At 53.4% G+C, this 26,168-nt stretch carries 26 protein-coding genes; 17 read left to right on the top strand and 9 right to left on the bottom strand.

The window, feature by feature from the left end; translation table 11 throughout:
* Nucleotides 1-14 precede the first annotated feature (14 nt).
* Entirely contained in the window at nt 15-632 is a 618-nt protein-coding gene (locus tag AV656_RS05325) for a DUF1054 domain-containing protein (RefSeq protein WP_063179597.1), read from the bottom strand.
* Nucleotides 633-805: 173 nt separating this feature from the next.
* Here AV656_RS05325 and AV656_RS05320 point away from each other — a divergent pair, with 173 nt between their 5' ends.
* Both AV656_RS05320 and AV656_RS05315 read left to right on the top strand, forming a co-directional pair.
* The gene (locus tag AV656_RS05320) at nt 806-1,009 is read left to right on the top strand and encodes a hypothetical protein (RefSeq protein WP_063179595.1); all 204 of its coding nucleotides are present in this window, start codon (nt 806-808) and stop codon (nt 1,007-1,009) included.
* A gap of 120 nt (nt 1,010-1,129) precedes the next feature.
* Nucleotides 1,130-1,927, top strand: coding sequence for an inositol monophosphatase family protein (locus AV656_RS05315; RefSeq protein ID WP_063179593.1), 798 nt, complete (start codon nt 1,130-1,132; stop codon nt 1,925-1,927).
* A 55-nt stretch (nt 1,928-1,982) separates the two neighbouring features.
* Here the strand turns inward: AV656_RS05315 and AV656_RS05310 are convergent, their stop codons facing one another.
* A complete protein-coding gene (locus tag AV656_RS05310; protein WP_063179591.1) occupies nt 1,983-2,168 on the bottom strand; it encodes a YlaF family protein in 186 nt (61 codons plus the stop codon).
* Between the two features lie 116 nt (nt 2,169-2,284).
* On the opposite strand from AV656_RS05310, the gene typA reads away from it, so the two are divergent.
* Nucleotides 2,285-4,135, top strand: a complete 1,851-nt coding sequence (typA, locus tag AV656_RS05305; protein ID WP_063179589.1) for a translational GTPase TypA — start codon at nt 2,285-2,287, stop codon at nt 4,133-4,135.
* Nucleotides 4,136-4,159: 24 nt separating this feature from the next.
* The gene (locus AV656_RS05300) at nt 4,160-4,495 is read left to right on the top strand and encodes a YlaH-like family protein (protein WP_231877238.1); all 336 of its coding nucleotides are present in this window, start codon (nt 4,160-4,162) and stop codon (nt 4,493-4,495) included.
* A gap of 756 nt (nt 4,496-5,251) precedes the next feature.
* Here AV656_RS05300 and AV656_RS05295 read toward each other — a convergent pair.
* Together AV656_RS05295 and AV656_RS05290 are read right to left on the bottom strand one after the other, a co-directional pair.
* Entirely contained in the window at nt 5,252-5,455 is a 204-nt protein-coding gene (locus tag AV656_RS05295) for a YlaI family protein (RefSeq protein ID WP_063179587.1), read from the bottom strand.
* A 12-nt stretch (nt 5,456-5,467) separates the two neighbouring features.
* Complete coding sequence (locus AV656_RS05290; protein ID WP_063179585.1) at nt 5,468-5,971, bottom strand: hypothetical protein; 504 nt, start codon at nt 5,969-5,971, stop codon at nt 5,468-5,470.
* 173 nt (nt 5,972-6,144) lie between these two features.
* Here AV656_RS05290 and AV656_RS05285 point away from each other — a divergent pair, with 173 nt between their 5' ends.
* The 3 genes from AV656_RS05285 (at nt 6,145) to pyc (ending at nt 11,112) form a co-directional block, all read left to right on the top strand.
* Entirely contained in the window at nt 6,145-6,426 is a 282-nt protein-coding gene (locus AV656_RS05285) for a YlaN family protein (protein WP_063179583.1), read from the top strand.
* A gap of 66 nt (nt 6,427-6,492) precedes the next feature.
* Nucleotides 6,493-7,656, top strand: a complete 1,164-nt coding sequence (locus tag AV656_RS05280) for an FtsW/RodA/SpoVE family cell cycle protein (RefSeq protein WP_063179581.1) — start codon at nt 6,493-6,495, stop codon at nt 7,654-7,656.
* A 15-nt stretch (nt 7,657-7,671) separates the two neighbouring features.
* Complete coding sequence (pyc, locus tag AV656_RS05275; RefSeq protein WP_063179579.1) at nt 7,672-11,112, top strand: pyruvate carboxylase; 3,441 nt, start codon at nt 7,672-7,674, stop codon at nt 11,110-11,112.
* A gap of 111 nt (nt 11,113-11,223) precedes the next feature.
* Here the strand turns inward: pyc and AV656_RS05270 are convergent, their stop codons facing one another.
* Nucleotides 11,224-12,144 carry a COX15/CtaA family protein gene (locus AV656_RS05270; protein WP_063179577.1) on the bottom strand — a complete coding sequence of 307 codons (921 nt, stop codon included), beginning with the start codon at nt 12,142-12,144 and terminating at the stop codon, nt 11,224-11,226.
* A 317-nt stretch (nt 12,145-12,461) separates the two neighbouring features.
* On the opposite strand from AV656_RS05270, the gene cyoE reads away from it, so the two are divergent.
* From cyoE to AV656_RS05235, 7 genes are all read left to right on the top strand, one after another.
* Nucleotides 12,462-13,376, top strand: coding sequence for a heme o synthase (gene cyoE / locus AV656_RS05265; protein WP_063179575.1), 915 nt, complete (start codon nt 12,462-12,464; stop codon nt 13,374-13,376).
* 94 nt (nt 13,377-13,470) lie between these two features.
* A complete protein-coding gene (coxB, locus tag AV656_RS05260; RefSeq protein ID WP_063179573.1) occupies nt 13,471-14,538 on the top strand; it encodes a cytochrome c oxidase subunit II in 1,068 nt (355 codons plus the stop codon).
* A 27-nt stretch (nt 14,539-14,565) separates the two neighbouring features.
* On the top strand, nt 14,566-16,440 hold the full coding sequence (gene ctaD, locus AV656_RS05255) for a cytochrome c oxidase subunit I (RefSeq protein WP_063179571.1): 1,875 nt from the start codon (nt 14,566-14,568) through the stop codon (nt 16,438-16,440).
* On the top strand, nt 16,440-17,066 hold the full coding sequence (locus AV656_RS05250) for a cytochrome (ubi)quinol oxidase subunit III (RefSeq protein ID WP_063179569.1): 627 nt from the start codon (nt 16,440-16,442) through the stop codon (nt 17,064-17,066). The genes ctaD and AV656_RS05250 overlap by 1 nt, the downstream gene beginning before the upstream one ends.
* A 1-nt stretch (nt 17,067) precedes the next feature.
* Complete coding sequence (ctaF, locus tag AV656_RS05245) at nt 17,068-17,400, top strand: cytochrome c oxidase subunit IVB (protein ID WP_063179567.1); 333 nt, start codon at nt 17,068-17,070, stop codon at nt 17,398-17,400.
* Between the two features lie 185 nt (nt 17,401-17,585).
* The gene (gene ctaG, locus AV656_RS05240; RefSeq protein ID WP_063181249.1) at nt 17,586-18,512 is read left to right on the top strand and encodes a cytochrome c oxidase assembly factor CtaG; all 927 of its coding nucleotides are present in this window, start codon (nt 17,586-17,588) and stop codon (nt 18,510-18,512) included.
* A gap of 29 nt (nt 18,513-18,541) precedes the next feature.
* On the top strand, nt 18,542-19,003 hold the full coding sequence (locus tag AV656_RS05235) for a DUF420 domain-containing protein (protein ID WP_063179565.1): 462 nt from the start codon (nt 18,542-18,544) through the stop codon (nt 19,001-19,003).
* Nucleotides 19,004-19,170: 167 nt separating this feature from the next.
* Here the strand turns inward: AV656_RS05235 and ytvI are convergent, their stop codons facing one another.
* Nucleotides 19,171-20,229, bottom strand: a complete 1,059-nt coding sequence (gene ytvI / locus AV656_RS05230; RefSeq protein WP_063179563.1) for a sporulation integral membrane protein YtvI — start codon at nt 20,227-20,229, stop codon at nt 19,171-19,173.
* A 130-nt stretch (nt 20,230-20,359) separates the two neighbouring features.
* Nucleotides 20,360-20,725: a YugN family protein gene (locus tag AV656_RS05225; protein WP_063179561.1), complete on the bottom strand. Its 366-nt coding sequence runs from the start codon at nt 20,723-20,725 to the stop codon at nt 20,360-20,362.
* 151 nt (nt 20,726-20,876) lie between these two features.
* Here AV656_RS05225 and AV656_RS05220 point away from each other — a divergent pair, with 151 nt between their 5' ends.
* Nucleotides 20,877-21,938 carry a CAP domain-containing protein gene (locus AV656_RS05220; protein ID WP_063179559.1) on the top strand — a complete coding sequence of 354 codons (1,062 nt, stop codon included), beginning with the start codon at nt 20,877-20,879 and terminating at the stop codon, nt 21,936-21,938.
* 9 nt (nt 21,939-21,947) lie between these two features.
* On the opposite strand, the gene AV656_RS05215 is transcribed toward AV656_RS05220, so the two are convergent.
* Nucleotides 21,948-22,676 carry an aspartate kinase gene (locus AV656_RS05215; RefSeq protein WP_063179557.1) on the bottom strand — a complete coding sequence of 243 codons (729 nt, stop codon included), beginning with the start codon at nt 22,674-22,676 and terminating at the stop codon, nt 21,948-21,950.
* Between the two features lie 114 nt (nt 22,677-22,790).
* On the opposite strand from AV656_RS05215, the gene AV656_RS05210 reads away from it, so the two are divergent.
* A complete protein-coding gene (locus tag AV656_RS05210; RefSeq protein WP_197462207.1) occupies nt 22,791-24,323 on the top strand; it encodes a UDP-N-acetylmuramoyl-L-alanyl-D-glutamate--2,6-diaminopimelate ligase in 1,533 nt (510 codons plus the stop codon).
* Nucleotides 24,324-24,328: 5 nt separating this feature from the next.
* On the top strand, nt 24,329-24,775 hold the full coding sequence (locus AV656_RS05205) for a YlbF family regulator (RefSeq protein ID WP_063179553.1): 447 nt from the start codon (nt 24,329-24,331) through the stop codon (nt 24,773-24,775).
* Nucleotides 24,776-25,101: 326 nt separating this feature from the next.
* On the opposite strand, the gene AV656_RS05200 is transcribed toward AV656_RS05205, so the two are convergent.
* On the bottom strand, nt 25,102-26,040 hold the full coding sequence (locus AV656_RS05200) for a glycerophosphodiester phosphodiesterase (protein WP_063179550.1): 939 nt from the start codon (nt 26,038-26,040) through the stop codon (nt 25,102-25,104).
* Nucleotides 26,041-26,168 lie beyond the last annotated feature (128 nt).

Below are 26,168 nucleotides of genomic sequence, written 5' to 3'. Positions count from 1 at the left end.
TTTTGTCTGCTTTTTCAACTGTAAGCCATCTTATAGAGTGGGACGAGCGTGTCGAACGTCTCTTTGGCGAGCCGGTAAAATGCTTCTCCGTCTTCCAGGAGAGGGTCGCCCGCAGGGATGTTGCGGCCGATCAGCAACTCGGCTTTCTTGACGGTGCGGAATCGTTCAAGCACACCTGCCAGATCAATGTCAGAAACCGGATCCGCCCCTTTCTTCATATGGTCCTGCGAAATGACGTACCCGTCCGGAATGGTCGCTTCCAACGTATCGATCCTGTCCAGGAAGCGCTGGGCGATGTTTGCTTTATCAGGAAGCTCATAGATGAATGCGAGCCAGATGAACGCCCGGTCGTCGAAAAGTCCGACCTGAAAATGCGGGTGTTTTTTATAGCCCCGTTTGTCGCCGGCAATCGCGAGCCAGGTGTCCTTCGGCGGGTTCACCGTTCGGCGTGCATGCTTGGCAATATGAAGATGCATCTCCTGGCCGAGTACTGCTGAAAGGTCGTCCGTGAGCTCGCGTCCGAGCTCACGGAACTTTGGCCGGATGCGTTCTTCAATGGCTTCCATCCGCTCGGCGAGCCCCTCAATTTTGAATGTGTCGAAGTCTTGCTGCTTGAAACCGCTGAACTCCATTTTTGCTCACTTCCTTCGGTTGGATGGTCGGTTGATTCCTTTTTCGTCCGCACGTTTATTGTAACAAAAAACGGGGAACAATCTTTGCAACAGGACATCTCAACAAAACGCGCGGACTACTCCTGAAATGATGATCGAGATGACCAAAAATATCCGTGAAAGGGTGCATAAGCGTGAAACAAGTCATCCATGTGATCCGGAAAGCCGAAGTTGAAAAACAGTACATCAGCATGCTCAACCTGGAACTGGACTATGAACTCGCCACTCTTTATGATGCCATGTCCCAATCGGATTCCGACCAGAAAAAGAAAAGCAAGCAGCGCCTAAAGGAAATTCACGCAGAACTGGAGAAATATGAGGCGTTTAAGGCAAATTGACTGCCTGACCTACAGGACCGAGGGGATCCGGATTCATTCAAGCTTCATTGAATGATGCGGATCCCCTTTCGGTTTATAATAGAACAACGGCCTGCAGCGCAGGCGGGAAGGGGGAGCCCGATGGACTGGGGAGCAATCGACCGATATGCCAAATCGTTGATCAAAGAAGCAGGGCACCGGATCAGGGTGAGCTTTGCGGGTAAGATACAGATTGAGACAAAGGCGGATGCCAATGATCTCGTGACAGACATCGACCGGGAAATCGAGCAGTTCTTCATCTCGAGGATCCGCCGTGATTTTCCGGGGCACCGGATACTCGGCGAGGAAGGATTCGGCGATGACGTCCGGTCGGGCGAGGGTGTGGTCTGGATCCTTGACCCGATCGACGGGACGATGAACTTTATCCACCAGAGGCGCAACTTTGCCATTTCACTGGGCATCTTCGCCGACGGTGTCGGTATGCTCGGATATATCTATGATGTGATGGCGGACGATTTTTATCATGCTTTTCGGGGAGAAGGAGCCTACCGCAACGACGAGCGACTGCCCGTCCTGGAACCCGTGTCGGTCGAAAAGGCCATTATCGGCATCAATGCCAGCTGGGTGGCACCCAACCGGTATATTGACCACGCAGCTGTCGGAAGGCTCGTTTCAGACTGCCGGGGAACACGCTCCTATGGCTCGGCAGCGATCGAGCTCGCACATGTTGCGGCCGGACGGCTGGACGCCTATCTGTCCATGCGCCTTGCACCATGGGACATTGCCGGCGGATCTGTCATTATCCGGGAAGTCGGTGCCGTTTCGACGAACCTCCGGGGCGAAGAACTGGATATGATTTCAAATGATACGTTCATAGCCGCCCGGCAGGGATTGCATCAGGGCATATTGGACCAATATATCCGGCTTAAACAGACATAATAAAAGCGGAGCCCGAGATCGGGTTCCGCTTTTATATCAATTCGGGAAACAGGCATTAAAGCAGTCCTTTGTCCCGCATGGCTTTTTTGGTTTTGAAGCCCATCCCCATGACAACGAACAGCAGAATGATGCCGCCGATGATGCCGAGGACACTTTTCACCCCGATGGCAAAGCCGATCGCGATCATCGAGAACAGCGCGGCGAGGGCATATAAGATGAATACCCATTGGACATTTTTCATAAATGATTCCTCCGAAACAGCTATTTTCGCCTCTTGGTAGTTATTAGATGACAAATGGCTTTCCTGTGATATAATAGCACAGTTATGAATCCGGCAACAGAAAAGTGAGTGAAACTATGACAAACCTTCGTCAAGATCTACGCAATATCGCCATCATTGCCCACGTTGACCACGGAAAAACGACTCTCGTCGACCAGTTGCTTAAGCAGTCAGGCATTTTCCGTTCGAATGAGCACGTCGATGAGCGCGCGATGGATTCGAATGACATCGAGCGGGAGCGGGGAATTACGATTCTCGCTAAAAACACCGCTGTCCAATACCACGACATCAAGATCAATATTCTGGATACGCCCGGCCACGCCGATTTCGGGGGCGAGGTCGAGCGGATCCTGAAAATGGTCGACGGCGTACTGCTTGTCGTTGACTCCTATGAGGGCACCATGCCCCAAACCCGTTTTGTCCTGAAAAAAGCCCTGGAACAGAACCTGAAGCCCATCGTCGTCGTCAACAAAATCGACAAAGACGCTGCCCGCCCCGAAGAAGTGGTCGATGAAGTGCTTGAACTCTTCATCGAACTGGATGCAAACGACGAACAGCTGGAGTTCCCGGTCATCTATGCATCCGGCATCAACGGAACTGCAAGCCTCTCGCCGGATCCTGCAGATCAGGGAGAAAATATGCAGGTGCTGTTCGAATCGATTCTTGAGCACATTCCTGCCCCTGCCGACAACCGGGAGGAGCCCCTTCAGTTCCAGGTGTCGCTGCTGGATTACAACGACTACGTCGGCCGAATCGGAATCGGCCGTGTGTTCCGCGGAACGATGCATGTGGGCCAGCAGGTCGTCCTCATGAAAAACGACGGAACGCTGAAGAACTTCCGGATCACCAAAATGTCCGGGTTCATGGGTCTCAAGCGGATTGAAATCGAGGAAGCCTACGCGGGGGACCTCGTCGCCATTTCCGGTTTTGAAGATATCGATGTCGGCGAGACAGTGTGTCCGGTCGACCACCCTGAGGCACTGCCTGCCCTCCATGTTGACGAGCCGACGCTTCAGATGACGTTCCTCGTCAACAACAGCCCGTTTGCGGGACGCGAAGGCAAATGGGTCACTGCGCGCAAGATCGAAGAACGACTTGAGCAGCAACTTCAGACGGACGTTTCGCTCCGTGTCGATCCGACAGATTCTCCGGATGCCTGGATTGTCTCGGGCCGCGGTGAACTTCACCTTTCGATCCTGATCGAGAACATGCGCCGGGAAGGGTATGAGCTACAAGTATCCAAGCCTGAGGTCATCGTCCGTGAAATCGACGGAGTCCGGTGCGAACCGGTGGAGCGTGTCCAGATCGACACTCCGGAAGAATATACCGGTTCGGTCATCGAATCGCTCGGAGAACGAAAAGGCGAAATGCTCGACATGGTCAACAACGGAAACGGCCAGGTCCGCCTCGTGTTCAACGTGCCGGCCCGCGGCCTGATCGGCTATACGACCGAGTTCATGACCATGACCCACGGCTACGGCATCCTGAACCATACATTTGACAGCTATCAGCCGATGCAGAAGGGCCGCATCGGCGGACGCCACCAGGGTGTCCTCGTCTCGATGGATAACGGTACGGCGTCGCCATATGGTATACTTCAGGTGGAAGACAGGGGAACCATCTTCGTCGAGCCGGGCACGGAAGTATATGCAGGCATGATCGTAGGCGAACATAGCCGGGATAATGACCTGACTGTAAACGTCACAAAAGTGAAGCATGCGACAAACGTGCGCTCTGCGACGAAAGATCAGACAACCACTCTGAAAAAGCCCCGAATCATGTCGCTTGAGGAAGCACTCGAATACCTCAGTGACGATGAATATTGCGAGGTCACGCCGAAGTCCATCCGTCTCCGCAAAAAGCTCCTGGACAAAAACGAGCGGGAGCGTGCAGCGAAAAAGAAAAAGCTGGCAGAGCAGGACGCGTAACCCCATCCGAAAGGAATGTCCATTTTGCAAGAGGAGCAAGTTTTCGGAAGAATGTCGGCCATCTCCCGCTATGTCTATGAAGCGATGCCATCCTTCACATCTGCGGGATATGTCCTGTTCTTCATCATTTTCGCCTTATCGGCCTTCGTGTACTATCTTGGATTTGCAAAGAAACTGAAGCCCTGGCAGAACGTGGTCATCTATCTGTTCCTGTTCCTCGGGTGCCTGGTCCTCACATTCCTTGCATTTTTCCTTCCGATTGTCGAAGGGCTCATTGTCGCGGCACTGATCCTGATCATCTACAGGCTCCGCCGGGTCAACGACAAAAAAGACGAACAAAAAGATTCCACGCCCGTTTGAGCGTGGAATCTTTTTTTGCTATTGGTCACGGAAACGGGGGAACGGGGATGATGGAATTATACTGAAAAAATCCTTCGGATTTACGCTCCCGGCCCTCGCTTACCGCGGGTGTTGCCTTAGCCGACGCCAGTACGGAGGCTGGCGTCTGTGCGCACCGCGAAGCGTTGCGCGACATCCACGGGGTCTTCGGCTAACGCTTTTCCCGCAGGTGTCTCGGACCCTCCGCTTCAATCCGTCATAGAGCTAGCCGGGCAAACGGTTCTATTTTAAACAGAATGATGTTCCAACTAAACTAATTCTTTTTAACTAGTTGAATGTGATATAAGATGAAACACTTTTAGTTGCTACTTGACGGCGAATGTTGTGATTCACAGGGGATTGGTTGTAAATGGTGGAATTCAGGGTATCCGTCTTCTCCCGATAATCACTGCTTCCCCAAGGGTGCAAACCCGGTTCTGCACATCATATGGCAAACGGCACGGACGCCGGGAGACACCTGCAGGAAAAGCCTGGCTGGCGAGATCTCTGCGCTGCTGCGCAACGCTTCGCGCTGCACGCAGACGCCATCTTCGTATTGGCGTCAGCTCGGCGCCAGCCTGCGGTAAGGCGACCACTTTTGCGACCAAAAGCGAAGCGTTGGTCTGCAGAGTCCGTGCCGTTTGCTTAATTTACTTTAAATTGACTTATTCAAAAAAGCTGCAGACAAAGAGGATTCATCCCTCTTTGTCTGCAGCTTTAAGGTCTGTTGGTCACAGCCTAAAATTCTTCTTCCGATGATTCGGACGTACGGCGGAAAATAAATTTTCCGGTGGCGAGCCGCTCCGCGGTTTTTTCTGCTATGCGGTCGTGGCACTCCCTGCACATGTACGTATGGATCGGCCGGTTCCGGATGCGTTTGGCCTCCGGGGAGTCTTCCGGAATTTCTTCTTCACGTTCGCACATTACGCAGCGCACATGCATGACTCCACCTCCTCAGACGAATGTGATGGAGCGGATCCCTTTAATCGGGGCCTCCATATTCGAGCCGTCCGGAAGGAGAAGGAATGCAGGTCCTTCCTCACCGAGCGGCTTGCCCTCCCGGCTGAATTGGAACAGCAGCCCGTATGCTTCATTAATCGGGAAGCGGTGCTCGCCTCCGTCTTTGTCGGCGAAGACGACGGCTTCCGCGTCTTCGTCCGCTTCCGCATTCTTCAGGAACGGTTCGAGCGCAATGCCGAATGTGCCGCTGAGCAGCTCCTGCTTCTTGAACTTTCTTGCCGGCTTCTCCAGCTCTTCCTGGGTTTTCGCGCCTTCCATCAGTTCTCGGGACCAGTGTTTGGATGTCGACTTGATATAGTCGCTCATCGCGTCATCGGCCACTTTTTCTTCCGTGAAATAAGTGTTCAGGTCAAGTTTCCGGTCATCGAAGATCCAGGTGGTCGGATCCAGCGAGATGCGGTACCTGCATTTTCCTTGTATCGGAATGATCAGCATCATGTATCTCCTCCAGTTTGTCGCATGTCCAGTTTACAGCAAAGCCAGCTCAGGCAAAAGGGGGAACCTCTGCCGGTGAGAGGCGTCACTATGAAGGGTGCTTGCAATTTCTGCTCCCAAAAGATAAACTCTAATAGATATACTGTAGCAGAAAACCTGCTGATGGGGGCGGCTTCATGGATACAAATGTTCAACCGGCGTATCATGAAAAGGCATTGGAACTTCTTCAGGCGGATGCGGAAAAAATCGCCCAGCTGATCAAAGTTCAGATGGATCATTTGACGATGCCGCAGTGCCCTCTGTATGAAGAAGTGCTCGATACACAGATGTTCGGGCTTTCCCGCGAAATCGAGTTCGCCGCAAAATTGGGACTGATTGACCGTGAACAGGGAAAAGAGATTCTGGCTTCCCTGGAGCGCGAGCTGTCGATTTTGCATGATGCATATACGAAGAAATAACGCAAAAAACTCAAACTCGTTTGCCGGTTTGAGTTTTTTGTTTAGAAGAAAGATTGAGGGAATGCGATGAAAACATACTTGAAGCGATATATACGGAACTTTGATTTTCCGCTTTTTTTCGTCTATCTTGCCCTATGCCTGTTCGGGCTTGTGATGATTTACAGTGCAAGCATGGTCTGGGCGGTGAACCGCTACGGATTCGAAGCCGACCATTTCTACAAAAGGCAGCTGGTCAACTTCGCCGTTGCCCTGCCTGCGCTGGCTGTTGGTGCATTTATCCCGTTCAAGCATTATAAGCGCAAAGGTTTCATGGCGCTTATGCTGTTTGTCACTTTCGGTTTGCTTATTGCCGTCCACTTTATCGGCTTCGGTGATGAAGCGGGGGCAAGAAGCTGGATCGATCTGGGGCCGATCAATCTCCAGCCTTCCGAAGTGGCGAAGATTGCCTTTATCCTTTACTTCTCCGGTTTCTTTGCAAAAAAATTGCAGCAGAACACCATCAATGATCTGAACAACTCGGTGTTTCCGCCGGTCATCCTGCTCGCATTTGCCGTCCTGTCGATCATGATGGAAACCGATATCGGGGCGACTATGATTCTTTTGGTCACCTCGGTCTCAGTCATGGCGGCAAGCGGAATGAGGCCCAAAACATTCTTTAAATTCTCGGGACTTGCAGTCGCAGCAGCGTTCCTCTTTGTCCTTGTCGCTGTCCTGAGCGGCAAGCAACTTCTGACCGAAGGCCGGCTCGCCAGGTTGACCACGTTCATAGATCCTTTTGAGGATCCGCTCGGCTCCGGGTTCCAGATCATCAATGGCTACCTGGCCATCGGTGCGGGGGGGCTCAAAGGGCTCGGCCTCGGCCAATCAGTTCAGAAGATGGGCTATCTGCCGGAGCCGCAGACTGACTTCATCATGGCGATCATTTCCGAAGAACTGGGGATCCTCGGAGTGCTGATTGTCGTAGGCGGTCTGGGATTCATCGTGATGCGGGCAATCGGTATTGCACTCAAAACGAAAAACCCGCAGGCCCGCATGATTGCAGCCGGCATCGGGAGCCTCATCGGCTTCCAGACATTCGTCAACCTCGGCGGCATGACGGGTCTCATGCCTCTTACCGGCGTGCCGCTCCCGTTTATAAGTTATGGCGGAACGTCATTAATCCTGTTATCATTTTGTTTAGGGATACTGTTGAATGTATCCATGTTCGTCAAGAACGAAACAAGATCATGATGAGGAGATGGGGAAATGGGGAAAATCCAGAAGATCCTGGTGGCGAACCGGGGAGAGATTGCAATCCGGATTTTCCGGGCTTGCACAGAATTGAAGATCCGTACGGTCGCCATCTACTCGGCGGAGGACAGCGGATCGTTCCACCGCTACAAAGCGGATGAGGCATATCTGGTCGGCAAGGGGAAAAAGCCGATCGATGCCTATCTTGATATTGAGGGGATCATCGCCATAGCGAAAGATTCCGGCGCGGACGCCATCCATCCGGGATACGGCTTCCTGTCGGAAAACGTTGAATTCGCAAGGCGCTGCGAAGAAGAAGGCATCATCTTCATAGGGCCCCGCTCTTCCCATCTGGATATGTTCGGCGACAAGGTCAAGGCACGCGAACAGGCGGTCAAGGCTGATCTGCCGGTAATTCCGGGAAGCGGCGGCCCTGTTTCTTCGCTTGAAGAAGTCCAAACATTCGGGGAACAAAACGGCTATCCGATTATTATCAAGGCGGCTCTCGGCGGCGGGGGCCGCGGAATGCGGGTTGTCCGCTCTGCTGATGAGACAGCGGAAGCTTTCGAGCGTGCGAAATCGGAAGCAAAGGCTGCTTTCGGATCATCCGACGTTTATGTCGAGAAGTTCCTTGATAAACCGAAGCATATCGAAGTCCAGATCCTGGCGGATACATACGGCAATGTCGTCCATCTGTATGAGCGCGACTGCTCAGTCCAGCGGCGCCACCAGAAAGTAGTGGAAATTGCGCCGTCGATCACAATTTCGGATGAGCTCCGGGAGGAAATTTGCGGAGCGGCAGTCCGCCTCATGAAAAATGCTGGATACATCAACGCCGGAACGGTTGAATTTCTCGTCGACGGGGACAACTTCTACTTTATCGAAGTCAATCCCCGGATCCAGGTGGAACACACCATCACGGAAATGGTGACAGGGATCGATATCGTCCACTCACAAATCTACATTGCCGAGGGCAAGAACCTTTCCGATCCGGAGACAGGCATCCCTGCACAGGAAAGCATTCCACTGTTCGGTTTTGCAATCCAGTCCAGGGTGACGACAGAAGACCCGCTCAACAACTTCATGCCGGATACCGGCAAACTGATGGTCTACCGTTCCGGCGGCGGTTTCGGCGTCCGTCTGGATGCGGGCAACGGCTTCCAGGGCGCAGTGATCACGCCGCACTATGATTCCCTTCTGGTCAAGGTATCCACATGGGGGATGACGTTCAAAGAAGCGGCGGCGAAGATGGAGCGGAACCTCCAGGAATTCCGGATCCGCGGCATTAAAACGAATATTCCGTTTCTTGAAAACGTAGTCAAACATCCCGATTTTCTCAGCGGCAGGTACAATACTGCATTCATCGATGAGACGCCCGACCTGTTCATCTTCCCGACAAGGAAGGACCGCGGGACAAAACTTCTCACTTATATCGGCAATGTGACGGTCAACGGCTTCCCGGGAATCGGAAAAGAACAGAAGCCGGTGTTCCATCCTGCACGGAAACCATCTGTCGACCTTTCGGCTCCTCCGAAGCAAGGGACAAAGCAGATACTTGAAGAACGAGGTGCCGAAGGGCTTGCCCGTTGGATCAGTGAACAGGATGATGTACTCCTGACAGACACCACATTCCGGGATGCACATCAGTCGCTGCTTGCCACAAGGGTCCGGACGCATGACCTGCTGGAAATCGGGGATGAAACTGCACGCCTCATGCAGGATGCGTTCTCACTTGAGATGTGGGGCGGCGCGACGTTCGACGTCAGCTACAGGTTCCTCGGCGAGAGCCCGTGGGACAGGCTGATCAAGCTTCGTGAGAAAATCCCGAATGTACTGTTCCAGATGCTGTTCCGGGGGTCTAATGCAGTTGGCTACAAAAACTATCCGGACAACGTAATCCGCGAATTCGTCAGAAAATCCGCGGATGCGGGCATTGATGTATTCCGTATTTTCGACAGCCTGAACTGGATCAAACAGATGGAAGTCGCCATTGATGAGACCCGGCTGTCAGGAAAGGTTGCGGAAGCAGCCATCTGTTATGCCGGAGACATTCTGGACGACAGCCGTGCGAAATATACGGTCTCCTATTACAAGGAGATGGCGAAGGCACTGGAAGATGCAGGTGCGCACATTCTTGCCATCAAGGATATGGCGGGGCTCCTGAAGCCCGAGGCGGCTTACCGTCTGGTATCCGAACTGAAGGATACGGTTTCCCTTCCGATTCATCTGCATACGCATGACACGAGCGGAAACGGGATCTTCATGTATGCCCGTGCCATCGATGCCGGAGTGGACATCGTTGACACGGCACTCGGCTCGATGGCCGGACTGACTTCCCAGCCAAGCGCTTCGTCTCTGGCCTATGCGCTTTCGGGCAGGGAGCGCAATGTCCGGGCAGATATCGGTTCGCTTGAAGAGCTTTCCCATTATTGGGAAGACGTACGGAAAATGTACGGAAGGTTCGAGAGCGGCATGAAGAGCCCGCACTCGGAGATCTATGCCCATGAAATGCCCGGTGGCCAGTACAGCAACCTGCAGCAGCAGGCGAAAGGCGTTGGCCTCGGTGAGCGTTGGGATGAAGTGAAGGAGATGTATGGCCGCGTCAACATGCTGTTCGGCGACGTCGTCAAAGTGACGCCTTCTTCGAAAGTGGTCGGAGATATGGCCCTCTTCATGGTCCAGAACAATCTGGATGAAGAATCTGTTATTGAACGCGGCAGATCAATAGACTTCCCGGATTCGGTCATCGAATTTTTCCGCGGTGAGATCGGCCAGCCGTATGGCGGTTTCCCGGAAGAGCTTCAGAAAGTCATCCTGAAGGGGAGGGAGCCGCTTACCGTGCGCCCGGGCGAACTGCTTGAACCGTTCGACTTCCAGGGAGCCCGCGATCAGCTGTTTGAGAAGCTGAGCCGCCCGGTTTCCGCCCACGATATCCTGGCGCATGCACTCTACCCGAAAGTGTTCGATGACTTTGCGGCACAGTCGGAAAAGTTCGGCGATGTCTCGGTGCTCGATACGCCTACTTTCTTCTACGGACTGAAGCTCGGCGAAGAAGTGGAAGTGGAGATCGAGAAAGGGAAGACCCTCATTGTCAAACTCGTCTCGATCGGTGAAGTACAGCCGGACGGCACCCGTACCCTTTACTTTGAACTCAATGGCCAGCCGCGTGAAATCTCCATCGACGATGCATCCGCGGAGACCGATCATATCCAGCGGAAAAAGGCGGAGAAGGGCAATAGCAAACATATCGGCGCAACCATGCCGGGTACGGTTCTGAAAGTTGCCATTGACCGGGGCAGCAGGGTCAAGCGTGGCGAACACCTCCTCATCACCGAAGCGATGAAGATGGAAACGACCGTCCAGGCACCATTCGACGGAACGGTCAAAGAAATCCATGTTTCTGCGGGAGATTCCATCTCCACCGGAGATCTTCTTATTGAAATGGACGAAGACTGATAAAAAAACTGCAGCGAATGCCGTATGCGGCATTCGCTGCAGTTTTTTGTTTTCTTGTGAAAACAGTAAAATGCCGCAGACAACGGAAATTGTCTGCGGCTTGGCGCCGGTTTATGCCTTTTTCCCGAAATTGCGGCTCCTTGAAACGAGCAGGATCATGTAACAGAGGAGGCCGAACAATAGAGAAATGATCAGTGAGTGGATCAGTGCCGCAGCCAGGTTGGCGCGGGTAAGAACCACGAGCATGCCTGTCGAGGCCTGTGCCAGAACAAGGATCAGCGCGATCAGCCAGCCCCGGCTGACAGCCTTCTGGTTATGGTAATGCTTCCAAGCATGAAAGAAGATATAGGCGATCCAGATCATGATGAGCAGTGCGGCAAATCTGTGGCCCATCTGCACCCACTCATGCATGTTTGTGGGAAGGCCGATGTCGTCATTCCGGCAGAACGGCCAGTCGCGGCAGACCAAACCTGAATCAGTGTGGCGTACCAGTGCACCCGTATAGACGACGATATACGAATAGAGTGTAACGCCGATCGTATGCCACTTCAGTTTATTGCCGATTCTCACATTCTCTGCATCGAATTTCCGGTCAACCTCAAAAATGAGGAGTGTGAGCAGGAAGACCGCAGTAAAGGAGATCAGGGAGATGCCGAAGTGGAGGGCGAGGATGAAGTCACCCTGTCCCCAGAGCACCTGCGCCGCACCGATCAATGCCTGCAGGACGAGGAAGAAAATGGCCATGAACGACAGAAACTTTGTTTCGCGTATATGTCCTAGGGCTCGCCATGCCCAGACGGAAAGAAGGACGATCAGGATTCCGACCACACCGGTAACCAGGCGGTGCGAGAATTCGATCAGCACTTCTGCGTTTATCTCGGTAGGGATCAGTTCTCCGTTGCAGCCGGGCCAGTGCCTGCCGCAGCCCATCCCGCTTTCCGTTTTTGTGACGAGCGCCCCGCCCAAAAGGATGGCGAGCATGCCGATCGTCGAAGCAACGGCGAGCCATTTCAGTGTTCGATTGTGCTGCATGAATGACACCTCTTTATAAGTTCTAAACCGTTTGGTGACGGTGTCGCTTAACTGATGATATCGGAAAAGCAGTGCAAAAACAACGGCGACACGCGGACGGAACACCCGGCCGCACTCCATTTCACAATTTGTTCATAAAAAAGGCTCAAAGGCTTCACAAATGAAATTCTTAAATGCATTACTATAGAGATGCTGCGCTCTAATATACGGGGGTCCGCTATGATTCGACAAATTCGGGTTATGTATAGAATTCGGCCCGAAATTCAGCTATAGTAAAGTGTAGCGGAACTTGCCGGCAGTTCGAAAGGAGGGGTTTCATGACAAACAGTCGCACCGCACATGCAACAGCGGCGGAAGCTGAATCCGCTTCCTTCATGAAGGACTTTTTGGCACTCATCAAGATCGGCATCGTGAACTCAAATGTCATTACGGCGTTTACCGGTTTCTTCCTTGCAATCCAGTTCGCCGGCCGGCACTTTCTGGACGCGTTGGACTTGCTGTTTTATGTCGTAATCGGGTCTGCGCTCATCGTCGCCGGAGCGGCTGCGATGAACAACCTGATCGACAGGGACATCGACCCTGTCATGTCGCGGACCAAATCGCGTCCGACCGTCACGGGTCGCTTCAGAGCACCGGCGGTTTTTGCCATGTCGGTCACCTTCATGCTGATCGGAGAGATACTACTGTTCTCCGCAAGCACGACGGCGGGACTTTGGGGAATTGCGGGAGTCTTCAGCTATGTCGTACTCTACTCAATGTGGTCCAAGAGAAAGCATGTCAGCAACACGATTGTCGGCAGTATTTCCGGGGCCATACCTCCGCTGATCGGATGGGCCGCCGTAGAGCCCTCGCTCGGTCCTGGTGCATGGGCGCTCTTCCTGATCATGTTTGCCTGGCAGCCGCCTCACTTCTATGCCATCGCCATGAGAAGGACGGAAGAATACCGGGCAGCGGGCATTCCGATGCTCCCGGTCGTAAAAGGATTTGCCCGGACGAAAAAATCCATGCTCGCCTGGGTCCTCGTTTTATTCCCGCTCCCATTCCTGCTGCCTCAGCTTGGCTGGCCATTCATTGTTCTGGCAACGGCGCTTAACGCAGGCTGGCTCTTTATCGCCCTGAAAGGCTTCAGGGCGGAAGACGACCTCAAATGGGCAACACGCATGTTCGTGTACTCGCTGAACTACATGACGATCCTATTCGTCTCGATGATCATCTTCGCGGTCATCATCTGATTGCGGAATTCTTTCTTTGATAAGAATTCATCATAAATTGGGCACTCCGTCCTCATATCTGAAAACATCTGTGAAAGAGAGGTTTGGTTAATCGATGATGAAAGGACTCAAGAAATGGCGCCTTGTAACGCTGCTGGCAGCCCTCACCATCATCCTGTCGGGTTGCGGCGAAGAATACCTCTCGACGCTTCTTCCGGCAGGGGAAGTCGGGCAGGATCAGTTTAATCTCCTGCTCCTGACGACCGGCATCATGATCCTCGTCATGGCAGTTGTGTTCACCATCTACTTCATCGCACTTGCAAAGTTCCGCCGCAAGAAGCTGGGTGACGACCACATGCCGAAAGACGTGGAGGGAAGCCACAAGCTCGAATTCATCTGGACGGCGATCCCGATTCTTCTCGTCATTATCATGGCGGTTCCGACTGTCTACTACACCTATAAACTGGGTGACGTATCGGCAATGGAAGCCACAGACGATGAAGGCAATGCGGAAAACCTCGTTGTCAACGTGACGGCGAAGCTTTACTGGTGGGAGTTCGAATATCCCGAACACGGAATCGTCACTGCCCAGGAGCTCGTCGTTCCGACAGGAGAGAAAGTTTACTTTAACCTGATCGCTTCCGACGTCAAGCACTCCTTCTGGATTCCGGCAGTCGGCGGTAAGCTTGACACGAACGTCGAGAACGTCAACAAGTTCTATCTGACATTCGATAAAGAATCGAAAGACCTTGAAGACGGCGTCTTCTACGGGAAATGTGCCGAACTCTGCGGTCCTTCCCACGCTCTCATGGACTTCAAGGTAAAAACCCTGAGCCCTGATGAGTTTGATGGCTGGGTTGCAGCCATGAAGGACACAGAAGGCGCAACGGCAAACCCTGATTCCGCGGATGCGGGTGAGGCTGCGTTTGCAAATAGCTGTCTCTACTGCCACGCAGTTTCCGGTGTCGGCACAAGCGGTGCTTCGGCTCCGAACCTTACCACTTTCGGCGACCGCAACCGTGTTGCAGGTTTCCTGGAGCACGACAAGCAAAACACGATCGACTGGATCAAGGATCCCCAGAAGTACAAGCCAGGCAACCTGATGCCGGCCTTCGGCGATCTGTCGGAAGAAGACCTTGATGCCATTGCAGATTATCTGCTCGATCTGAAAGTAGAAGAATAAGGTACCGGTAAAGGAGGGTAACTAACAGTGACAACTGTTGCGAATTCAGTCGGACAAAAGAAAGGGTTCGGCGCGACACTGTGGGATTGGTTGACCACAGTTGACCACAAGAAGATCGGTATCCTTTACCTCATCGGCGGCGGGTTCTTCTTCGTCCTCGGCGGTATTGAAGCCATGCTGATCCGTCTGCAGCTTCTAGTACCGAATAACGACTTCGTAAGTGCTGGCTTTTATAACGAATTGATTACCATGCACGGTACGACGATGATCTTCTTGGCAGCGATGCCGCTTTTGTTCGGATTTATGAACGCCATCGTCCCGTTACAGATCGGGGCGCGTGACGTTGCGTTTCCATTCATCAACTCCCTTGGTTTCTGGATGTTCTTCTTCGGGGGCCTATTCCTGAACCTCAGCTGGTTCCTGGACGCTGCACCTGATGCTGGCTGGACATCCTATGCGTCCCTGTCGATTGCATCGACGGGCCACGGGATCGACTTCTATGCGATCGGTCTCCAGATTGCCGGTGCGGGTACGCTCATGGCGGGGATCAACTTCCTCGTCACGATCATCAACATGCGTGCACCGGGTATGACGTACATGCGTATGCCGCTGTTCACATGGACAACATTTGTGGCATCCGCACTGATCCTGTTCGCTTTCCCGCCGCTCACAATCGGGATTTTCTTCCTGACATTCGACCGGATGTTCGGCGGTAACTTCTTTGACCACACAATGGGCGGCAACACGATCATCTGGGAGCATATCTTCTGGATTTTCGGTCACCCTGAGGTTTACATCCTGATCCTTCCGGCATTCGGGATCTTCTCGGAGATCTTCTCGGTATTTGCCCGGAAGCGTCTGTTCGGTTATTCTGCGATGGTCTTCGCGACCGTCCTCATCGGGTTCCTCGGCTTCATGGTCTGGGCCCACCACATGTTTACGGTCGGTCTCGGTCCGACGGCCAACGCGATCTTCGCAGTAGCAACAATGGCAATTGCCGTTCCGACAGGGGTCAAGATCTTCAACTGGCTCCTGACAATTTGGGGCGGAAACATCACGATGACGACTCCGATGCTTTATGCACTCGGATTTATCCCGTCGTTCGTCATGGGCGGCGTCACCGGTGTCCAACAGGGTGCTGCCCCGCTTGACTACCAGCTCCATGACTCGTACTTCATCGTTGCGCACTTCCACTATGTCATCGTCGGCGGTGTCGTTCTCGCGATTCTTGCGGCGACACACTACTGGTGGCCGAAGATGTTCGGTACGATGCTCAGCGAAAAGCTTGGCAAGATCACTTTCTGGTTCTTCTTCATCGGTTTCCATATGACGTTCTTCCTGCAGCACTTCCTCGGACTGATGGGGATGCCGCGCCGGGTATGGACTTACATGGACGGCCAGGGATGGAACCTGTTCAACCTGATCAGTACAATCGGTGCGGTCCTGATGGCAATCGGCACAATCGTGCTGCTTATTAACATCATCGTGACCACTGCCAAGAACGTGCGTGTCGGCAATGACCCATGGGAAGACGGTCGCACACTCGAGTGGGCGATTCCTTCGCCGCCGCCGTTCTACAACTTCGCCCAGACACCGCTTGTCCGCGGTCTGGACACATACTGGATCGAGAAGCAGGAAGGCCATAACGGTTATACTGCAGCCGAGCCGGTAACGGATATCCATATGCCGAACGGTTCGATCATTCCGTTCTTCATGACACTCGGAATCTTCATCGCCGGCTTTGGCGCGATGTACCGTGTCGATCATAGCTGGGGACTTCCGGTCCTGGTCTTCGGTCTTGCATTCACATTCCTTACGATGGCGATCCGCTCGGTCAAGGATGACCTTGGATTCTACGTAACGAAAGACCAAATCCGCCGCATGGAAAGGGGGCGTGACTGATGGATCTGAATACAAAATTCACACCTCAGTCCTGGCCGGATCATCCCGAGACGGCCACGATGGAAGCCAAGAATAAATTCGTCGGCTTCTGGCTCTTCCTTGGTGGAGAGACCGTCCTGTTCGCCACGCTCTTTGCAACCTATCTCGCGCTTAAGAACTCGGTTCCGGATGGGAACGAGTTCCGCACCGAAACACTCTTTGAACTTCCGCTTGTCTTTGTCATGACGATGCTTCTTCTGACATCGTCCCTGACGAGCGTATACGCGATGTATCATATGAAGAACTACAACTTCAAGCAGATGCAGCTCTGGCTGGCCATCACAGGCTTCCTCGGCCTCGGCTTCCTTGCCCTTGAAGTATATGAGTTCAATCACTACATCCACCTCGGCTTCACGTTCAGCAACAGTGCATTCAGCTCAGCGTTCTACACGCTTGTCGGTACGCACGGTCTCCACGTTGCGCTTGGCCTTGTCTGGCTGACGCTCCTGATCCTGCGAAATGCGAAACGCGGACTGAATCTGTACAATGCCACGAAGTACTACACGTTCTCACTGTACTGGCACTTTATCGACGTCGTCTGGGTATTCATCTTCACGGTAGTCTACTTGATGGGAGTGGTCGGTTAAGATGGCACACGATATCGAGATCGTTGAAAAGACACCGGCCGAGTACGATTACAAGAAGCGCCGTTCTGACCGGCTGATGCGCAGCCAGCTGATGATGTTCGCGCTCATGATCTTCATGACGCTGATCTCCTTCGCTGCTGTCCAGGCAGGCTTCTCCGCCTACTTTGTCGTGCCGGTCGTACTCCTTCTTGCAGCAGTGCAGGTCGGACTCCAGCTTTATTACTTCATGCACATGAGCGAAAAAGGCCATGGCTTGGTTGCCTTCTTCATGTACGGCGGGGTGCTCGTCGCGTTCCTGACCGTCCTGACATTTGTCACCATCATCTGGTGGTAATGCAGTAACATCCCGGAAGCAAATTTGCTTCCGGGATGTTTTTTTCATTTTCTGATGGCCATGCTTGGGTAAGGCGATATCCATCTGTTGCAGTCCGGAACGGCAGGTGTCATAGTTCGTTCATTGATTCGCCTATCTCCCGGGCTTATAATGGGAAGAGACCTTTAAAAGGAGCGATGGCAATGGTGCCAATTAGCATATTCGGTTTCAGGGCGCTTTGGAGCCCATACTTTTTCCTGACGCTCGTCGTCCTGTTCCTGCTCTACCTGGCCATCACTGTAAAATGGCGTGACCGCTTTGAAGGCAGCGAACCGCTCTCGCGCAGCAATCTGATTTATTTTTCTGCAGGAATGCTGCTCGTTTACATCACCAAGGGATCACCGGTTGACCTTCTTGGCCATATCCTGTTCAGCATGCACATGGTCCAGATGGCGATCCTTCTTCTGGTCGCAGCACCGTTCCTCATCAAGGGGATTCCGGTGTGGATCTGGAGAAAAGTCTTCGCTGTACCTGTTCTCGGAACGATTCTCCGTGTGCTTACCAAACCGCTTGTCAGCGTCATCTTATTCAGCGCAATGTTCTCGGTTTATCACCTTCCCGTGATTCTGGATACGATCAAGCTCAGCATCCCGCTGCATGCGGTCTTCACGATTACGCTCTTTATCTCCGCGCTATGTCTCTGGTGGCCGCTCCTCAATGAAAATGACTTTGCACCAAGACTGAAGCAGGGCCTGCACAAGATCGCCTATATCATCTCCAGCGCGATACTGATCACTCCTGCGTGCGCGCTGATCATCTTTGTCGATACGCCTGTGTACGAGACCTACCAGAGCGGGGAAGCGTGGCTGATGTCGATGGCGCTCTGTGTTCCTGCTTCGACTCTCAGCGCACTGTCCGGCACCGGCCTTTCAGGACCGGAAGTGTTCACGTCGATGCCGATCCTCTACGATCAGCAGATGGGCGGGGTTATGATGAAGATTCTCCAGGAGATTATTTACGGAGTTGTACTCGGCAAGATCTTCCTGAGCTGGTTCCGTCATGAACGTGACAATGCGGATGAACTTACACAAAAACAACTGCTTGAACGCAAGCGGCTCTCCATGTATAACTGAGCCGCCGACAATAGGGGGATTACATTCAGATGTCACTGCCGATCTTACCGACCATCAGCACATTCTTCATCGTCCTGAGTGCGATTTTAGTCGCCATCGGGTGGTCACTCATCAGAAAGCGGAAAGTGGAAGCACATAAGAAAACCATGCTGGCCGCAGGTGTTTCGGCACTTCTGTTCTTCATTATTTATGTATCCAGGACAGTGTTTGTCGGGAATACGTCATTCGGCGGTCCGGATGAACTGAAGATCTTCTACACGGTCTTCCTCGTGTTCCATATCATTCTGGCGACTACAGGTGCCGTGTTCGGACTTGTGTCGATCTACACCGGGCTTAAGGAGGTTCTTCCGCGGCACCGCAAGATCGGCCCCGTCACAAGCATCATCTGGTTCTTTACCGCCATCACAGGTGTCGCCGTTTACCTTCTTCTGTACGTCTTCTACGAAGGCGGAGAGACGACTTCGATGCTCAAGGCCATCTTCGGCCATTAAAAAAGACCGCTTAGAGGCGGTCTCTGACAGCAGATCATGCGGAATTTTGCATGGTCTGCTGTTTTTTACAGGCATCACTATGAAAATCTAATTCCATATGAAAAGACTGCAGGCCGGGAAGGATCCCATACTGCCTGCAGTCCGGAATTTCTATGACAAACAAAAACTCATATTTTGAAATCAAGCTTGATGATGCCCGCTTCCCTTGCTGTCGTGAACAGGATGACGATCAGCGGGCCGATAAACAGGCCGAGGACACCGAAAAGCTTCAGGCCAATGAACATGGAGATCAGTGTGGCAAGAGGGGAGAGACCAATCTGCTCACCCATTACTTTCGGCTCCACTGTACGGCGGATGACGAGTAGGATGGCGGCGAGGATAGCAAGCTTTGTCGCTTCTGCCACATCACCGACTGCAAACTGGTAAATCGACCATGGGGCAAGGATAATGATGGACCCTAGAATCGGAATCAGGTCGATGATCCAGATGATGATTGACATCAATATGGCATATTCGGGCTTGATGAGCAGCAAGCCGACGAAAGCGGCGGCAAGGATAATCAGACTGACAAGAAACTGCGCCTTAATGAAGCCGAATACTGTCCGGTTGAGGCGGTCCGTCATCAGGATCACTTTTTTCTTGGTACCGTCGGTCAGGTGGTTGAAAACTTTCTTCTTTAGGCCCGGCAGGTCGAGCATGAAGAGGAACAGCGCAATGGCATAGAACAGCAGGCTGACCAGGAAGTTCGGAATTCCGGTCAGAAGCCCGGTGATCACATCATAGTTGACAAAGGCCAGGAGGAAATCCCTTGCCGATTCGATCACCTGGTTCATGCCATTCTGGATGGATTCCACGACCTCAAGCGGCATGCCTTCCGTATAGTTGAACAGTTTGTCTTGCATATCGATCCATGCACCGGCAATGGCATTGAATGTATCCGGTGCAGACTTCGTGAAATTGATCAGACGGCCGACAAGCTGGGTCACTGTAAAGTAAATCAGGAGCGCCAGCAGAAGCAGGAAGAAGATGTACACCGAGATGACGGTCATTTTTCTTTTCCATTTGAACCGGGTCATCGTCATCCTGACAAGCGGCTCGAGAAGAATGGCCGTTAATAGGGCGAAGATGAGAGGCAGTGAGATCGGCAGGATAAAGAAAGCGATCAGAATGGTGATGATGACGAGGAAGAATATTGTGAAGTTGCGGCGGTTTAGCCATTTTCCCATGAGTGGAGTCTCTCCCAGATTGTTGTTACGTTTATTATAGCCAACAAAAAGATATTTGAATAGAAGCGAAAGTTCAGGTTTTTACAGCATACAATCAAAAAAGCCCCGCTCAAAAAAGCGGGGCATGCCATCAGGCCTGCAGTTCGTACGGTTTCAGATCTTCTTTCACTGCAAGAAGAGTCTGAGTGCAGTTTTCGAGAAGGTAGTCAGGGAAGTGTTCATCTTCGCCGTATTCGACTCCATGCGGATAGTAGTGCTTGCCGATTACAGGCTTTTTCAGATGGATAACCGCATCCCGTGCTCCGACGTCGCCGTCTGTCGTATATCCGAAAACGCGGAGATAGTAAGTACCTTCCTTGATGACAATCTTTTTGTCATAGCTTACCCGTTCGTAGTCCCACTGCTCGGCGCGAATGAGGCCATGCTTGTTCATAATGTCATCGAGTAATTGAAGATCGGCGGCAACGCCTTCGATGCCGGTGTTTTCAAAGTACATATTCAGTACGCCTCCTTTGGTGCGGTCTGTCTGCATATCATACCCCATCTATGATAGAACAACGGGAAAACAGTTGCAATGACAAGATTGTGTCCAAAGTCTCCGCACTGTTATAATGGTCCCAATAAACAGAGATCGAGGAGTTTTTTGATTGAAATTTGCACTCAGGCTAATTGCGGTCCTTGTCGCCATCACGGCGGTGATCCTCTTCACGACGCAGGGCACAAAAGAGAATGATCCGCTCATTTCGCCGGTGCCGAATACGGCCATGCCGGGGGAGGGGGCGCCCCTGCCGGGGAGGGAAACGGTCAGCCGGCCGGAAAGCGGCCTTTCCGTTTTTGTCGGTGAAACGACAGAAAAGCTTACCGATGAATTCGGCAGGCCGGAGCGGATCGAACCTTCCATCTACGGCTACGAATGGTGGGTGTATAGCCAAACCGCGGATACATATATGATGGCCGGTGTACAGAACGGGACGGTCAATCAGATTTATGCTGCCGGCTTGGATCTTGATGTAAGCCCGTTCAGCATCGGTGAGCCGATGGAGGAAATTTATCGGTATACCATCGTCGAGCCCGAGGTCAGTGTCGAAATCGGGACCAATCGCTACCTGTTCTCCCTGAACGGCGATGATCTGGAAGAGCGGCTTCTTGTGGCTTATGACGGTGTATATGCTCAGGTCTACGCCGACCGGGAAGAGGGAGAGGTCATGGCGGTACGGTTTCTTTCTCCTCGGGTGCTTGTCCTGCACCAGCCATATGAAATGACGTACGAGGGGCATCTGATCGCAACGGAGCCACTGTCATCGGCAGTACAGATCGCAGCGGACCGGGCAGCCGAGCAGCAGGTGATGGAGCTGACAAATGTTTTCCGGCAACGGCATGAACTGATGCCGTTGGAACCGGATGAAAGCGTGGCCGGAATTGCCCGCGACCGGGCAGCCGATGCTGCCAGGGGAAGCCGTTCCAAGGAAGGCATCGGTCCGCTGTCAGATCAGCTGAAACTGGCAGGCATTACCTACAGCGAGGCAGGAGAGAATATCGCGGCGGATTACGTGGATCCCGCGGCGACTGTCCACGGCTGGATCAATTCTCCGGAACACCGTGAGCTGATTTTTGATCGAAAATACAACCGGCAGGCAACCGGTGTATCCAATAAAGTGTATTCGCATCTGTTTCTAAGCCGGAAAGAACCAGCCGGCTCATCCGAGTGAGGCGGCCGGTCATCCGGTAACGAAGGTTCCGGGACATTCTTCGGAGAAACTGCGGATATGAAGCGGCACAGATGTCATCGCGGCATACAGTGCCGCTTTTTTTTGTATAACGGGACGCTCGGTCTCGAGAAGGGGAAGCAGTTCCGCATAAGTGAGTGATTCAAACAGTTTCGCATCCGGCTTAAGGGAAGGGTCCGCTTCCATCACCCCGGGAACGTCTTTGAAGAATTCAACGATTTCGGCACCAAGCATATCGCCCATGACCACTGCCGTCAGGTCGCTGCCGCCGCGGCCTGTCGTCCGGATCCGCCCGTCGCGTCCTGTCCCCTGGAAACCGGGTACGACGGCGACATTACGGTCTCCCCAGATGCGGAAGAATGGCTCCAGTTCCATTTTGAGATCTGCGCTGCCAAACGGACCTTCGGTCAGGATTCCCGAACGGCTCCCGTAGATCAGCTCATTTTCGATTCCTTCCATTTCAAGCTCTGCAGACATGATCGCAGAGGCCAGCAGCTCCCCGCAACCGGCCGCGACATCCTGGGCATGCGGCGAGATGCCGAGCGAATCGCTGATGGACAGCAGGCTGTCCGTCGAGTAGGGGTCTCCTGCCCTTCCCATGGCAGATACGACGATTACGACCTTGCCGTGTTCACTGATCGCCCTTCTGATATGACGGATGCATGCTTTTCTCGAGCTGCTGTCCCTCATGGCGACCCCTCCGAATTTCTGGATGATCATCGAACTACGCCACCATCTTTCTTCGTGTCATTCAACCACCGTCCTACATACGATGGAGGGTACTCCAACATAATGTATTCGCTCTGAACAAAAATGTTCGGGAAGGGGTCAGGCATGATCGAATTATGCGAGCTGCTGAAAAACTGGCCGTGCACGGCGAAGGGCGGGAACATCCGGGCACTTGTCAGCGGCGTAACGGATCATTCGGCCGAGGTCATTCCCGGTTCGGTGTTCGTTGCAAGAAAAGGGCGTTCAGTCAGCGGACTGGATCACATCCATGAAGCTCTCCGGAATGGCGCCGTTGCGGTGGTCTCCGACATCTCCAATCCTCCAGCGCTTCCTCAGGGCGTGTCGGTGATTTCAGTGCCGGATGCCGCTGATTTTTTGGCGTATGCATGCTCGGCATTCTACCGCCATCCGTCCAGGGAACTGACTGTGTTTGCAGTTACAGGGACGAACGGAAAGACCACCACCACGCGGTTTATCGGCCAGCTGCTGAAGGCAGGGGGAATACGGGCTGCCGTCATCGGGACCCTTGGCGTGTGGATTGATGGAAGAAAAACTCCGCTTCAGATCCCGCCGATGACGACCCTGCCGCCTGCCCATCTCCACCGGGTTCTCAGGTATTGTGCGGACGAAGGGGTCACACATGTCGCGATGGAAGCGTCTTCCCTGGGGTTATCGGGCAGACGTCTGGACCACTGCAGCATCGATTACGGAGTCTTCCTTAATATCGGAACTGATCATCATGCCGAACACGGCGGCGAAGAATCCTACCTCCGGGCAAAGGGCAGGCTGGCAGGGCTTGCCGGTCAGATCGTTTTGAATGCTGAAGATCCTGCGGTCCGCAGCATTACCGCAGACCGGCTGCCGGTGATGACCTTCGGCGAGCGGTCAGGAGGGGATTCACACCTCAGAATAGTTGATGACCGGAATGGGGGTTGGGTGATTTCAGCCGGTGAGTCGCACTCGGTCATCCGTGCTCCGGTGGAGGGCCGCCATAACCGGCTAAATGCAGCTGCCGCCTTTGCGTCTCTGATGGCCGCCGGGTTCGGACTGGCCGATTTATGCAAACATGCATCCTGCCTCTCCCTGCCGGAGGGCAGGATGCAGGAAGCCGAAGGGGCGGGCATCAGAGTGTTTGTCGATTACGCACACACCCCTGATGCCCTCGAGGCAGTTCTCGGTGCACTGTCCTCTGTATGCAAGGGCAGGCTAATACTGGTGTTTGGATGCGGCGGAGACCGGGATGGGGAAAAGCGGCCTCAGATGGGAAGGGTCGCCGGAGAGTATTCCGGTTCCGTCTGGGTGACCTCAGATAACCCGAGAAGCGAGGAACCGGCAAGGATCATCTCTGATATCATGGAAGGACTTAAGAATACGGCAGCCATCGTCCGCGCCGAGACAGACAGGGAGCATGCGATCCGCGGAGCCATCTATGAGGCGGAACCCGGGGATATCGTGCTCATCGCCGGAAAGGGCCATGAAGAGATCCAAATTTCCGGGTCCTCCTCCCGGCCATTCTCGGATTTCCGGACAGCTCTCCGTTTTCTTGGCGAACGGGAGGCAGAAGATGGCGCATCAGGCGGAGATGACAGAGTACAAACAACCGACAGATTCTGGTATGATGGGAGTGGAATGGAGTGATGCCCATGATGATGACCGACGAATGGCTGCGAGTCATCGAGGAATCCGAACTGCTCAGCCGGATGATCGTCTCCTCCGAAACGGCGGAGGCTTACCGGCTTGCCCATCATAGAGTTTATTCCGATCCCGGCCTTGTGCGGGAGATCGCTGATTTTGCAAGACTGAAGGAACAGTACGAGGAGGTTCAGCGGTTCGGCCGCTATCATCCCGACTACAGTACCGTCATGAGGGAAGTCCGTACGAAAAAGCGGGAACTTGACCTGAATGACAAAGTGGCCGCCCTCAAAATGGCTGAGAACGATCTCCAGGACCTTCTGGACGAAGTGAGCCTGCTGATCGGAAAGACTGTTTCAGAATCCGTCAAGGTCCCGGTAAGCAACCCGTTCTTCGAGACCGGCTCAGCATGCGGCGGAAGCTGCGGCACGGGCGGCGGCTGTTCCTGCAGTGCTTGAATACAGAAAAAGGAGATGCCGGCGGCGTCTCCTTTCATACTGCAGACAAAGTGAGTGTGTGGCTCCTTTGTCTGCAGTTTTTTCTTTTCTTGAAAATCCTCCGGATTTCCTGCGGGCCCTCGCTTCAATCCATACAATGTCTCTTGAATGGTTGATTGGAGTGAAGAGCGGGGACTCCTCGCTTTCCCGCGGGAAAGCCTCCGCTAACGGTAATCAACAGCACTTTATTCTAAAGCAACTGTTTGGAACTAATTTTTTACTAGCAAATAAAAAAAAAGGAGAGCCCTCGGCATCTCCTTTTTTTCAGGAATATGATGATCCAGGGTTTACTCCAAGCCGTCCTGTGAGTCTTCGGGTTCTTCCTCCGGTCCGCCTGCCAGTCCTGCGGCAAGATCCGGCCTGTCCGTAATGATTCCCTTTGCGCCGGCCGCAATCAGCCGCTCCATGGTGGGACGGTCATTGATCGTCCAGTAATGGACCGGAATATTGAGCCGCCCGAGAAAACGGATGAACGGCGGAAGATCGAGCGGGAACATGCCGGACCGGACCGGAATCTGGAACACATCGGCGTTCGGCTGGTATAGGTGGCCAAAACCGCTGGCAAAGGCGAGATATGCCCTCCTGACTTCCTGTTCTCCGGCACCGAGGGCAATCTGATTTCTGGCATACAGGTTGAACCTGTCAATCTGGCTGTCATGAAAGCTGGTGACGACCACCCTATGCCGTGCATCCGCTTCCTCAATAACCCGCCAGAGCTTTGAAGGCAGCAGGCCGCCTTCGTATGTATCCGGCGCATCTTTCATGTCAATATTGACCAGCATATGGGGGAAGTCTTCGAGAAGTCTCCGGAGCGGAACGGCTCCGCCGGCTTTTCCCCTGAACGGGTAGGAACCGTCTGCGCCTGCATGATGGTATCCGAAATCCGCTTCCTCAAGCTCGGCCAGCGTATAGTCGCCCGGACGGCCGTCCAGGTCGGTTGTCCGCCCGAGCGTCTCATCATGGAAGACAATCACTTCCTCGTCCTTGGTAAGGTGAACATCGATTTCAAATCCGTGAACGCCAAGTCCGGCGGCCCGCTCAAAAGCGGCCATCGTATTTTCCGGTGCAAGTCCTGCTCCGCCTCTGTGGGCCAGGATGATCGGGACATCGTAATCCAGGGCAGGGACGGATGTCCGGCCCTCGGGCTTCGATAAGATTTTCGAACCGGCCCAGGCGGCGGCTCCGGCCGCTGCAACCGTCAGGGCGACTTTTTTCTTCTTTGTCATGCAGACCCCTCCCTGTATCCGAGAAAACTAGTTTAAGTATAAAAGAAACCGGTTTCCGTGTCATTCTCTGTCCGGTTGCCGTGTTTTTCCGGCTTATGGTATTCTGTATGGTAAGAAAGTAGGGATGA

Origin of the sequence: Bhargavaea cecembensis (genome assembly GCF_001619585.1) — a bacterium.
GTDB lineage: Bacteria > Bacillota > Bacilli > Bacillales_A > Planococcaceae > Bhargavaea > Bhargavaea cecembensis_A.
This window is presented reverse-complemented; position numbering and strand designations above follow the sequence as displayed.